Genomic DNA, 14173 nt, shown 5'->3' on the forward strand with positions numbered 1-14173 from the left:
ACGATTCTATTTTAATTTATATTAACTTTTTGTATTATTAAATAAATTTTGTACTAAAATTCTCTTTACTAACTTTCTTTATTCCATACAACTTTGTTTATAATTTTTACATAGCTTTGAATTATTTTAGTAACCTTTACTGATACATTAGTATCCTTATAATCATGTGCTAAAAGAACTTCCTCTTCATTTGCCTTCATTTCTCTTGCTAGTTGGATTCCTTGAACTATATCTTCTGTAGTTATTCCACCTACTATAACGGACCCCTTATCTAATACTTCTGGTCTTTCAGTACTAGTTCTAATTAGTATTCCTGGGAAGTTTAGCATTGCTGATTCTTCACTTAAAGTTCCACTATCCGATAAAACGCAGAAGGAATTCATTTGAAGTTTATTATAATCTATGAATCCAAAAGGTTTTAATTGTCTTACAAGTGGATTAAACTTAATATTTTTCTCCTCTATTCTCTTCCAACTTCTTGGGTGAGTAGAATATATTATTGGCATATTATACATTTCAGCCACTTTATTTAAAGCATCCACTAGGGAAAATAAATTTTTATCATTATCAATATTTTCTTCTCTATGAGCGCTTACTAAAATATAATTTTCTTTCTCTAGTCCTAATTTGGTTAAAACATCAGACTCCTGAATTTTATCCATATTTTTAGTTAGCACTTCTTGCATTGGTGACCCAGTAACAAAAATATGTTCTTTTCTAAAGCCTTCGCTTAATAAGTATCTTCTACTATGCTCAGTGTAAGGCAAGTTTATGTCACTGATATGATCCACAATCTTTCTGTTTATTTCTTCTGGTACATTTTGGTCAAAGCATCTGTTTCCTGCCTCCATGTGGAAGATAGGTACTTTTAGTCTTTTTGCAGCTATAGCACTTAAACAACTATTAGTGTCTCCTAAAATTAAAAGCGCATCAGGAGCTTCTTCTTTTAATATTTTGTAAGATGCAGCAATAATGTTTCCCATAGTTTCTCCTAAATCACTTCCTACAACCCCTAAGAAATGATCCGGCTTTCTTAAACCTAATTCTTCGAAGAATATATCATTCAAATTATAATCCCAGTTTTGTCCTGTATGTACTAATACATGATCAAAGTACCTATCACAAGCTTTTATCACTTCAGACAGCCTAATTATTTCTGGTCTTGTTCCTACAATAGTCATAACCTTTAATTTTTTCATTTTTACACCTCCAAATATATAGTATCTGGCTTTTCAGGATCAAATATTTCATTTACCCACATAACTGTTACCATATCTGTATCACCCATATTAGTAATGCTATGAGTATATCCTACAGGTATATCGATAACCTCAAGTTTTTCCCCGCTAACCTTATACTCTATTACCTTGTCACTATCAAATTTTCTAAACTTGATTACTCCTTCTCCACTAACTACTAAAAACTTTTCATTCTTAGTGTGATGCCAGTGGTTTCCTTTAGTTATCCCTGGTTTAGATATATTAATAGATACCTGACCTCTATCATCACTTTTAATAAATTCTGTAAAAGAGCCTCTATTATCTACATTCATTTTTAAAGGATAGCTAAACTTATCCTCTGGCAAATAGCTTAGATAAGTGCTGTACAATTTTTTAGCAAATTCATCCTTCATATCAGGAATTCTTAGGGTTTCCCTATTTTTCTTAAAGGAATTCAACAAGCCCACGATTTCTCCTAAGGCTTTAATATAAGTGGTTTTGATATGATAATATTGACTATCTAAATTCCTATTTTCATTTTCTAATTCATCAACAAACCCTTTAACCACATCATCTATATATACAAGATTTAGTTCCTTAGTTTCATCAGAAATCCAAACTTCTATATCATTAGCTATGTTATGGCAAAAAGTTGCCACTGCTGAGTTATAATTTGGTCTACACCATTTTCCAAAAACGTTAGGCAACCTGAAAATATACACTGGGGCCTTATTATTTTTACCATAATTCTCTATAACTTCTTCCGCTGCCCTTTTACTCTTTCCGTAGTCATTATCTAATTCTGCTTGTATAGAAGAAGTTATTAAAATTGGTGTATTTTTATTTTTTAACATGGAAATTATATTTTCAGTAAGCCCAGTATTTCCTTCATAAAATTCCTTTACCTCTACTGGCCTATTTACTCCTGCTAAGTGGAAAATAAAATCACTGTCTTCTACAAAAGCTTTTAGTTCTTCCTCTGTATTATTAAGATCATAGGTGAAAATATTGTATTTGTTTAACTGCTTTAAAGTAGCTACTAGATTTTTTCCTACGAATCCATTAGCTCCCGTTACTAATATATTTCTCATTTTTCCCTCCATAACTACTAAATTACCTATCTATCAAAATGAGACATAATTATCTCATAAGATTTTGAAACTGTATAATTGTTCTCTAAGTATTTTCTAGCATTAGTTCCCATAGTTTGAAGCAAAGCTTTATCCTTGCATAAAACCTCTAAATTCATATTAAACTCTTCTAAATCGCCACTGTTACTCCAATAACCAAAGTTTCCCTGTACTATAACTTCACCTATATCAGTATTTTTATCTGTAGCGGCAATTACTGGCATAGAAAATTCCATATAGGTAAGAAGCCTTGAAGGAAAATTAGGTATAGTAAAATCCTTATGTAAAAAAATCATACCTACATCCGAGGCTTGAACAACTCTATCATAATCTTCTTTAGGTAAGGATGGATAAAGGCTCACATTGTGAAAATTAGAACTTTCTATAAAAGTTTCCAATTTTCCATATTCAGTTCCTCCTCCTACGATTAAGAAATAAGCATCCCTTCTGTGGCTATTAGCCTTTAATATTTCCATTAAAAAATCAACACCTTGAGGCTTCCCAAGATTTCCTCCATAAATAAAAACAGTAGCTTCTAAGGGAATGTTATATCTTTCTCTTATACTCTTTTTTTCTTCCACACTTAAGTTGAACTCTAAAGGTTTAATACTATTAGGGCAAACTTCAACTCTATTTTTATCTACAAAGGTGTTATGTTCTAATACATACTTCACATTAGCTTTTGACATGCATCCAATATAGTCTGACATAGTATAAAGTTTAACTTCTTTTTTTCTAAAGTGTTTGTATATAATACTTTGCTCTGATATCATTCCTAAATCTACTGCATTTTGCGGGAATATATCCTTTAGAAGCAGGTATGATTTTGCATTATCTCTGCCTTTTATATATTTTATAACTTTTTCAAAGGTAATTGGCGGAGTAGAGTACATTACTAAATCAAATTTTGTACTGGAAAAATATTTTTTTATAGCTTTTATGAATTGATCCTCTATAAGTATTGTAGTTATACCTTTTTCTATGAAATTAGTTTTTTGCATATTACCGGTTCTAACTCTTAATACATTTATATCATTTTCTAAAGAAACTTCTGTAGCCTTATTGTTTCTTCTCTCTCTAGCAGTAACTACATAAACATTATGTCCTTCACTTTTAAATTCTTGCATTAAATCCGTATATATATTTCTATTATTAATATTTTCTGGGAAACCTATAGTTAAAAATAGTATATTCACTTTTATCATCCTTCCAAACGGGTTTAGAAAGTGAACCCATTCATTTTATTCACAGCTTTAAAAAACTTTAACCTAAAAGCTACCTTCTTAGATAGCATCAACAGTTTATAAAATTAGTGAACCTCATCCTTGAAAATGCCCATAAAGAGAACCACAACACTCATAAACAAATTCTTGAGAATTCGTGGCTCTCCTTATAAAAAGACTAATTTGATGTTTTAATAACTTTAGCTGGTATTCCTACAGCTGTACACTTTCCAGGCAAGTCTCTTACTACTGCAGCCCCAGCACCAACTGTGGTTTGTTCCCCAATTTTTACTCCTTGAATAATTTGCGTTCCTGTTCCAATTTCACTTAATCTATCAATCACTGTATTTCCCGAAACATTAACGCTTGGTAATATAGTACAATAATCCTTTATTACTGCATCGTGGCCTATGGTGCAATCTAAATTTACAATTACATGATTCCCTATATCTACATTTACTGTTATTATAGTTCCTGCACAGATAATAGTTCCTTCACCTATGGTATTATATTGTGATTTGATTACTGAAGGATGAATTAAAGTTGCAGGTTTCCCGCCTAATTCCATACATCTCTGGACAAGCAACTCCTTTGTTGTCGGATTACCTACTGCACATACAAAATATATATTTCTATTTTTGTTGTTTTGTAACCAATCAAATCCTCCTAATACTTTTATATTGTTTAAGACGGCTCCATGATTCGCAGTGTTGTCATCGATATACCCCAACAGATTCCAAGTTTCTTCTTCTTTATTAATGTCTTCGATTAACCAAGCTACCTCTCTACCAAAGCCTCCAGCTCCAACTATTACTATATCCTTCATAATTCACCTCTTTAATTGTTCCCATTAAATCTTTCCATGGTAACCCCTTCTGCTTGATTTATTCCTTCTCTTTTAAATACTTTGTATATTGTTAAAAAAAATATCTTTATATCAAGTAGTAATGACCAATTTTCTACATACCATACATCTAACTCAAATTTTTGTGACCAAGACAAATTGTTTCTTCCATTGACTTGTGCCCACCCTGTTAATCCAGGCAATACATCATGTCTTTTTTTCTGTCTTTCATTGTAAAAAGGCAAATAATCTACTAGTAATGGCCTAGGTCCAACTAAACTCATATTTCCTTTGAAAATGTTTATTAATTCAGGAAGTTCATCTATGCTAGAACTCCTCAAAAACTTGCCAAATCTAGTTAATCTCTCTGCGTCAGATAACAAGTTCCCATTTTTATCTGTAGAATTTTTCATAGTTCTAAATTTCATCATTTTAAATATTCTATCGTCTTTTCCAACTCTATCCTGAGTAAACAAAATTGGAGAGCCTAAGTTAAAATACACAAGTATGGAAACAACTAGAAACACCGGACTTAGTATAACTAACATAATTAGGGAAAAGCAAAAATCAAAGAGTCTTTTAATTAACATGGGTTAGCGCCTCCAATTCACCATTTATTAACAAGGTAGCCAATACTAATAGATTTTATAACCATCAATGATTTCCACTGGTTACAAATAAAGTTTGTTTTCTAGAAAGCAACTTTAACCTATCTTATTAGTTTCTATGAAAATAATTTTTTTATTATATTTATAACTCTCTCCAGCTGAACTGCTGTCATCTTTGTGTCAGAAGGTAGACATACTCCCCTATTAAATAAATCCTCACTTACGCTAATGCCATTCTCATTATGTGAGTAGAAGCCATATTCTTGGAAATATGGTTGAAGATGCATTGGCTTCCATACAGGCCTTGACTCTATATTTTCCTTTTCTAAGGCAACCATTATATCCAAAGGTTTAATCTTTGAAGTTTCTTTTAAGGTAAGAACACTTAACCAATAGTTTGGCTTTCCATATTCACATATTGGCATCATCTCTATGTCTTCTATATCTTTAAAAGCCTCTTTATAGACTTCATATATATGTTTCTTTTGCTGAACTCTTTCATCTAACACCTTCAATTGGCCTCTACCAATGGCAGCAACTATATTACTCATTCTATAATTATACCCTAGTTCAGTATGTTGATAGTGCCTTGCTGCATCTCTTGATTGCGTTGCCCAAAATCGTGATTTATTTATTGCCTCTTCACTATTAGAAACTAACATTCCACCACCAGAAGTTGTAATAATCTTGTTTCCATTAAAAGAGTATACTCCAAATTCTCCTATAGTTCCGCTAAATTTATCCTTATAAGTTGCACCTAAGGATTCTGCTGCATCTTCTATTATTGGAACATTGTAGCTATCACATATGTCTTTCAATTTATCCATATCAGCACTTTGCCCATATAAGTTAACTATTATCACTGCTTTTGGTAACTTATTCATTTTTTTATGTGCCTCAAATGCTTTCTTTAAAGCAACTGGAGACATATTCCATGAGTTATACTCTGAATCTATAAATACAGGAATTGCTCCTTCATACATTATTGGATTGCAGCTTGCCGAAAATGTAAGTGAAGAACAAAATACTACATCGTCTCTTTTAACCCCTACATATTTAAGAGCTAAATGTATTGCTGCTGTTCCTGAAGATAGTGCCGCAGCTGATTTTACCCCTACATATTCTGCTAATTCTCTCTCGAATCCATCTACATTAGGTCCTAATGGGGCTACCCAATTCGATTCAAATGCTTCATTTATATACTGTTGTTCATATCCTCCCATATGTGGTGAAGATAGATATATCTTTTCCTTCATTTTACACTCACTCCATATCTTTTCATCTTAGGGTTGACGTCACTTATTATATTACTATTACCGTCATCGATAAGGTGTATTTTTACTGTAATTATTTTACATGTTACATGCTTAATTATCTATCATATTACATTATTTGTATCAACATTACAAATTTCATTAACTATTTTACCACAATTATAAGTAAGTTAAAAGATTTATGATAATTCTTCAAACTTTTCAAATTAATTTGTAATAAAAAATAAATTAATAGCAAATATTTTTCTACTCAATGGCATTTTTTCTTATTTTTAAAAGTATATTATCTTTGTTTAAGTAAAACTCACTACTTCTAATCTTTAAGAATTTCCAACCCGCCCTCTCTAAGGTGTGTTCAGAAATTAACTCTTCTTCATAGCTATAAGGCCTATAATTGTTTTTGCCTATGCATTTTATAGCTAACTTTTGTTCTTCACCAATTACAAAATCTATAGTATATTTGTTTATTTTAAACTGCTTCACAACCTGCATGCCTTCTTTATTCAATTCCTCATAAAGATCTTCTTCAAAGGAAGATAATAGCAAATCCTTAGTCTCATTATCTTCAATGAGTTTGTTTTCCTTATAATTCTTCATATAATGTAGAAGTTTCCTTCTTACGCACTTAGGATTTAAATCTTCCAATTCAACAGAATGGAAAAGCCACATTTGATTTTTTGCTCTACTAGCAGCAACATTGAATCGTCTTTCATCTGAATCCTTAGATAGAGCTGCAAATCTTATATTATTTCCCACTACCATAGAAAGAAACATAACATCCCTTTCATCTCCTTGGAAAGAGTAGGCATCTCCACAAACAATATTTCTTCTTACAATCTCCTCCATACCTATTTTATCTATAAGCATATTTTGTATTACTTCTGCTTGATTCTCCCCAAGAAGAGAAATTACTCCCATGGTCATTCCATCATATAAAGGATTTTCACAACATTGCTTTATAGTTTCTACAATTTCATAAGCTTCTTTGATATTTATAGGTTTATTTGAATCTCTAAAACCCTCTTCAACTTTTACAGTGTTAATTGGTGCTAGTGAGTTGTTGCTAAAAGAACATCTTAAAGGAATTATTTCTTTAGAATAACACAAGTTGTTGCTAAACCCTATTATTTCCTCTAATGATCTAAAATGTTCTTTCAGTACTAATCTATTTGGGAAAACTCTTAGAGCTGTATTATAAAGACTAGTCTTTAAATCAAACCACTGGCTGTGTGGAATACCCTTAAGGTGCAAGTTTATAAGTTCCTCAACGCTATCACCATTTTTTCCTATAGCTTCTGGACTAATTTGCTTTTCATCTCCTACAATCACAGCTCTTTCCGCTCTCATTAGTACTGTTAAGGCTGATATATCACTTTGACTACTTTCATCCACAATAACTACATCAAATAGATTTTCTTTAGGTTTTAGATTCTCAAGAACTCTATTGATAGGCATAATCCAAACTGGAATCACATCCTTGCAATTTTCCATTTCCTTTTGAGCAAGCTTTCTATACTTAATGGCTTGAGCTCCGGTGCCCTTTCCAATTCTTTTTATTGCCTCCATCCATGTAAATAAGCTTCTTTTTTGTGACTCAGTTGTCCTTTGTATTTGGTTATGCCAAGCCTTCTTTGATATTATTTCCCTTACTAGCTGCTTTTCTCTTACTTTCTCCTCATGTAAAAGCTTTTCCATTTCCATTACACTTATTCCCAGCAGGTTTTTTATATAACTATTAAAAACCGCATACTTTACTGCACCTTCAAAATCCTCATAATCATATTTCATTAAATCTCTGTGACTTAAACTCATTGCTCTATGTGCAAATTTAGGACATATCTCTATAAGCTTATTTCTTAAAGTAAGCAGTTCTGATAATTCGCTACTATGGCTTAAAATATAATCTACATTATTATAATATTGTTTTACATAATCTAGATTTAGCTCCTGAATCTTTTCACAAAGCTCTGTAAATACGGGATATTTTACAAGCATACTTCTTACTGTTTGTAGTTCTTCCTCGCATTCCTCGAATTCCTTTATGATATTTAAACTCACTATTACATTTTTCAAATATTCATAGGTTTCCCTAATGAAAAAGTTAAGCTCTTTATTAAACTTTTTCATTTTTAAAAGTTTCAGAATTTTATTTTTATAATTCTCCTCAAAACTAAGAATCCTTTCTATATCATTAGTAAATTCTTCAATAATACTTAGATAGTTTGAATCTACTACTGTTATAATTCGTCCTCCAAATTCCTTCACCGAAGAATTATAATAATTTTTCATTGTTTTTTCTAGGTTTATGACTTCTAGGTAATTTTTTATTATATTACCCTGTTCAAGGGAATTAATACTTTCACCATCTATTAATATATCCTTTAGAATATAATTCAAATCCTTATGCATAAACTTAAAGATTGATCCTATTTTACCTTTAGTCTCTAAAGTATTATGAATCACTTGAAAATCCCTTTTTAGCTTCATTAAATCTATGCCTTCTGGGAGTGTAATCCTATATTTATTTATATTAGCTTTAATACTATAAATTTTCTCCGACTCCTGTTTTATAGATGTAATAAAGTTTTGCCAATACCTCTTTCTCTCTTCACTTTGATAGATGCTATTAAAAAGAGTTTCCATTATAGTTCCCTCATATTGGGTGAAAAACTTAATAGTCTCTTCAATAGTACTAAGAAGATTTGAATTAGTATAAGTGGTATTTTCATTGCTATTCCAACCGTTAACATTAACTCTATGAACATATATCTTATCAATCATGTTTTTATATGCTTTTATATTAGAAGTTAACTTGTCCATATTCGGCAGCTTATTTGTAAACTCACCAATGCTTTCATAAAGGTTCAAGTGTTCTCTTGAATGAATAGACTTTAACTCTAAAAATCTTTTAAATTCGCCATTTGTTAAAAACACTTCTTGCTTCAAACCCATTGTATCCTCAATAAATGAGTGTAATTCTCGGTTTTCTTTAAGAAACTTAGCCATTTCAGCTACATAATAACTATTTCCAAGGTAATTAACTTTAGAGTTTTCTAAGGTATAAACTTCTTTTAGGTCACTTAGAAGCTTTTGTTGATTTTCTTCACATTGAGCCAATTTATATTTTAGTTCCTTATATTGCTTCTTCAAAGTTCCACTATCTAAAGAAAGGTTTTCTGTAATTTTTCTTACTGCCTCATCTAGGTTGTCCATAGCTCTTGAGTCATCTCCAAGTATGCTCATGCAAAGAGATCTTATTTCCTCAGGTATTTTATTGCTTAGCACTTTTAAAGCTCTATCTGTTTGGCTAGTAACAAGAACCCTTTTTCCATGTGCTAAAAGATGGCTTATTAAATTTACTATAGTGTGGCTCTTTCCCGTCCCTGGTGGACCTTGAACCACAACTCCAAAGTTTTCACTAAGTCTTTTTACTATTTCCTTCTGCTCTTCGTTATAAGGTAATGGAAATAGAAGGTCCTCTCCAATATCTTTCCATCTATCTTTTTCTTCCTGTGAAACCTTTACCTCCTCTTCAGTAATTAAAGTCTCAATAGTCTTTGGTACGGTGAATCCCTTTTTCAATTCATCTATCATAGAAGTTAGTTCAACATTCCAAAGCCTAGTATCCATTCTTCTAAAGATAATTACTGGTTCATTATATATATTTACTCCACCTTCCCCCTCCAAATCGAGAAGAGATTGTACAGAAAGATATTCCTCTTCTGCGTTCAAGTTAAGAGCGGAGGTAATCTCCTGAATCCCTTTCTTAATTTCTTCCTCTTGCCTTGGATTAATTCCCATGATTCTTACCTTATCAGAAGTTCTTACGAGATTTTCTAAAGAAAAGTTATAATTACTTAGTTGGTTTGTACCATTTTTAGAGTTTATATCTTTGTATTCTATATTAGATAGCATATCTAATTCTATATTAGTTACATTGTTATAAGGCTTTAATATAAATTTGGACTTCCTTTCATTAAACACTAAATCCATCTTTGTAGTGAATACGGGATGAACCACCAAATCGTTACCAAACTTCCCTACAAGCAAGCCATGTCCATAAATTATTTCCATGCTTTCGCTATTTTTTTGAAGATTTAAAAGCAGCTTAGAAAACTTTCCATACAGATCCTTTGCATCCTTAGCTATTTCAATCCAACTATCACTATCCTCACTATTGATAATATTGACTCCTTCTAAGTTTCTTATTTTGTTTTCATAAAAAACTTCTTCATATGCATCTATATTTAATGGTTTTTTATCATTACCATTTTTTACACTATGTAAATAATTAAATATTTGAATTACCTTTTCATTTACGTCCACATCTATTCCTCCGTTTTTAACCTATAGTATATAATACGTTTTAAAGCTTTAGCTTCACAAAACATTTTTATCTTTTGTCTCACTTTACCCATCTTTTAAAAAGGTTTATGCAATGAAAGTGGTCATCTTTGATTATACTGTCTATCTATATATGAATATACTTTATAACTACTTATGTAATATTCTATATTAGATTATATTTTATCACATTATTAACTCCAGCTATATTATAATTGAAGCTTTACAATTTTAAAAGAACACTTTACAAATTGCAACTCCTGATGCATTTTAGTGTGAAATCTAAACAATCACTTAAGGTTATATTTCAGAACCTTCATATTAATAGCTTTACTTTGCTTCATAATTTATTAATATTATTTCGCCCAATAGAAAAAACAATGATATTACTTATACCATTGTTTTTAAACTAATTAATTATTCAGTACTACAGTTACTCCACTTAAATAAATATCACCCTTAGGAACCAATAAAATTTCCTTTAAATCTTTTAGATCTTTAAGTGAAATGAAATAACTTATTTCCTTAACTTGCCCACTGGAGGATTTTAATGTTTTACTTAATTGTTCATCTTTAGTTTTTACTTCAACACTTCCTCCATTATTGGTAGCAATTAAGGTGATTATCACACCAGCAGCTTGTCCATCAGGCATCTTGAAACTAGTATTTTCTCCAACTCCTAAGGCCATAACACTGCCATTTCCAGTGTTGAATTCTTTCGCAGTGCTTTTAGTTGATAGGTTCTGTACTTTTGTCTTAGACACTGTATCATTAACCTCATATTGGGATATTAACTTTGTATTACTTTTAGCATCAGACTTTTTGAATTCTACATTATTTCCTATAATTCCTTCGGTTATTAATTCTGCTATGTATTTATACCCTTCATTATTTGGCAATATTCCATTTGAGCTCAATTTAGATATATTCTCTCCAGCACTTTTCTTTTTTAGAAGCCCATTGTATACATCTACAAAAGTAGCTCCTTCTTCTGCTGCAACTTCTTCTATGACCTTTTGATATTGAGAGTATTTACTTTCTACTAATTCTCCTGTACTTATGTTTATCTCTGGAGGTTCTGTAACACAAATAACATCTATATTATTCCTTTCCCCCTGAGCCACTGCAGTTTTGTAAAGAGCCTTAAACTCCTCTACTGTCATTGTTTCCATTTCATTTCTGCCAGTGATTAATATCCAATAAGGATACTGGTAAGCTTTAGACTTTCCTGAGTTATTATCCGAAATATAGGCTAACATATTTTCTACAGTACTTCCACCTACTGAGTAATTATCTGATACAAGAGTTTCCTTAGTAAGCATATTAAGACTACTAAAGATTGTTCCCCCTATTTCTTCCCCCAAGATATTGGTCTTAGATGCTCCATTGCCTTGAGCTATGCTATCTCCTAGGATAAGCCCCTTAAACTTGCCCTGGTTTAGGGCCTCTTCAATGTATGAATTTCTTGGAAAAACTATTTCCTTATTTTTAACTTCCTTAATTAAGATTTTTTTAACTTCTTCTTTTGTTTCTTGTACCTTTTCTGCTACTTCAACGGTGTTATAGGTTTGAGATAAACTAGTAAGTTCTTTGGCATAATTTCTATCTCTAATTTTTCCAAATATAATTACAACTAGGTTTATTACTATTAATATAGTTATAATTATTATATCTTTCTTAGAAAAAGTGCTGTTTTTATGGTTTTTTAAATTGCCTCTAGCCATTTGCTATCCCCCTACATTTGTATACTACACGACCTTTATGTATGTCCCGAATTTCTTTAACTTTACCATATTATTACATTCTGTGCAATGCTTACAGAACTTAAGAGCCATGGATATATTGCTGAATTTACAACCTATCTATGGCCCTAAATCACTTTTATTTATGGATACCTATTACTTCTTGCAAGAATCTCTTTCTACAATATTATAGGGAAGTAAAAAATTTCTCTCATCTATTGGTAAATTATTTATAATTTTAATTAAAAGTCTCATAGCTACAGACCCCATGTCATAAAGAGGTTTTGATACTGTAGTAAGCTTTGGATAATAGACATCTGCAAGAGATATATCGTCAAATCCCATTACATCTACCTCTTTAGGAACCTCTATGCCACTTTCTCTTAAGGCATTAATAGCCCCCATAGCCACTTCATCATTAGCACAAAAAACTCCATCCACCTTATTGGATTTTAAAATTTCTTGTATTCCTTTATATCCATCCTCAGCCTTTAAAGATCCAAAGTATACTAATGAAGGGTTAAAACTGTCTTTCTCCTCCATAGCTTTTTTATAGCCTTTATAAATCTTTGAATAATCACTAGACTTGTCTTCATAATAGCCTATGTAAGCAATAGTTTTATTTCCCTTATCTATAAGATACTTAACAGCGTCATAGCTTGCCGCATAGCTATCTATGCCTACACTTGGATAGCTTTTGTTGCTATCTATAGTACCTACAAGTACTGTTGGTACTTTCATAGCTTCTATTATATCTTCTATATCGCTTTCTAGAGAATTGCTCATGTAAATAACTCCATCAACCATCTTTTCCCTAAGTACATTAAAGCTTTCCTTTTCTCTTTCCAAGTCCAAGTCAGTATTGCAAAGCATAATATTATAGTTATATATACTAGCTACATCCTCTGCTCCTCTTACTATTTCAGGATACACGGGGTTTGATATATCTGGGATTACAATGCCTATAGTACTAGATTTATGGGTTTTTAAACTTCTTGCTAAAATATTAGGTCTATAACCTAATTTTTCAATAGTGTCTAACACTTTTTTCTTAGTTTCATCATTAACTACATCTATGCCATTTAAAACTCTTGAAACAGTTGCAATTGATACTCCTGCTTCACGAGCAACATCCTTTATTGAAGTTGCCATTATTATCACTCCTATTTCTGAAACTTATTCCTTGAACCCAGAAATAACTTAAATTAATCATATTATTTCCAAGTTTATTTATATTAATGTAAATGTATCCTTTATGAAATATACTTATGCTAAAATGTCTGAATATTAGAGGCTATAGTCCTTGGATAAACTATAGAAAAGTTTGTCTTTAGTCAAAGACTCCTACCTTAAATTTGCTTAAGAGGTAACAATTATGGAATAATTACCCTTCCAAAATGTGGCTAAAGCCTTAAAATAAACTTTAGATTCCATCTAAAACTTGTTTTCTTCTTATTAATTCTACCATATTATGAAAGATTTATCCTTTGAAAATGTCATTTAAATTAAGTATATTCTATGAAAATAAAAAAACTCCTTCTTTAGCTGAAAGATTCCTCTTTAAATTTAGTGATTAACGCTGCAGTTAAGACTTACCTTTTATAAAAGCTTATATTGATTTTACTATGGATTTTAAAAGTGTATAAGATAAGCTCTACCTCATTAGTGTTAGTTATTTCCATTAATTAAAGCTAACTTCTGCATTTTATATACTAAACACACCTTCTAAGTTCTATATTAACAAGTTGATTAAACCTAATCCTCCCCATAGTCAAGACCACCCGTAAA

Annotated in this window: 9 protein-coding genes; all 9 read right to left on the reverse strand. The window is 31.1% G+C overall.

Annotation, left to right across the window (positions count from 1 at the left end):
• Window positions 1-68 precede the first annotated feature (68 nt).
• The gene (wecB, locus tag B3040_RS01845; RefSeq protein WP_291569604.1) at window positions 69-1199 is read right to left on the reverse strand and encodes a non-hydrolyzing UDP-N-acetylglucosamine 2-epimerase; all 1131 of its coding nucleotides are present in this window, start codon (window positions 1197-1199) and stop codon (window positions 69-71) included.
• A gap of 2 nt (window positions 1200-1201) precedes the next feature.
• A complete protein-coding gene (locus B3040_RS01850; protein ID WP_291569605.1) occupies window positions 1202-2311 on the reverse strand; it encodes an NAD-dependent epimerase/dehydratase family protein in 1110 nt (369 codons plus the stop codon).
• 26 nt (window positions 2312-2337) lie between these two features.
• Window positions 2338-3555: a glycosyltransferase family 4 protein gene (locus tag B3040_RS01855; RefSeq protein ID WP_349679157.1), complete on the reverse strand. Its 1218-nt coding sequence runs from the start codon at window positions 3553-3555 to the stop codon at window positions 2338-2340.
• 196 nt (window positions 3556-3751) lie between these two features.
• Window positions 3752-4399 carry an acetyltransferase gene (locus B3040_RS01860; RefSeq protein ID WP_291569607.1) on the reverse strand — a complete coding sequence of 216 codons (648 nt, stop codon included), beginning with the start codon at window positions 4397-4399 and terminating at the stop codon, window positions 3752-3754.
• 11 nt (window positions 4400-4410) lie between these two features.
• Window positions 4411-5007 carry a sugar transferase gene (locus B3040_RS01865; protein ID WP_291569608.1) on the reverse strand — a complete coding sequence of 199 codons (597 nt, stop codon included), beginning with the start codon at window positions 5005-5007 and terminating at the stop codon, window positions 4411-4413.
• Between the two features lie 134 nt (window positions 5008-5141).
• Window positions 5142-6281 (reverse strand): DegT/DnrJ/EryC1/StrS family aminotransferase, encoded by a 1140-nt coding sequence (locus B3040_RS01870; RefSeq protein ID WP_291569610.1) that lies wholly within the window; start codon window positions 6279-6281, stop codon window positions 5142-5144.
• A gap of 264 nt (window positions 6282-6545) precedes the next feature.
• On the reverse strand, window positions 6546-10625 hold the full coding sequence (locus B3040_RS01875) for an AAA domain-containing protein (RefSeq protein ID WP_291569612.1): 4080 nt from the start codon (window positions 10623-10625) through the stop codon (window positions 6546-6548).
• Window positions 10626-11056: 431 nt separating this feature from the next.
• Window positions 11057-12367 (reverse strand): SGNH/GDSL hydrolase family protein, encoded by a 1311-nt coding sequence (locus B3040_RS01880; RefSeq protein ID WP_291569614.1) that lies wholly within the window; start codon window positions 12365-12367, stop codon window positions 11057-11059.
• A 174-nt stretch (window positions 12368-12541) separates the two neighbouring features.
• Window positions 12542-13537, reverse strand: coding sequence for a LacI family DNA-binding transcriptional regulator (locus B3040_RS01885; RefSeq protein ID WP_291569616.1), 996 nt, complete (start codon window positions 13535-13537; stop codon window positions 12542-12544).
• Window positions 13538-14173 lie beyond the last annotated feature (636 nt).

Source organism: Clostridium sp. UBA4548, from assembly GCF_002387895.1.
Taxonomy (GTDB): domain Bacteria; phylum Bacillota; class Clostridia; order Clostridiales; family Clostridiaceae; genus Clostridium_J.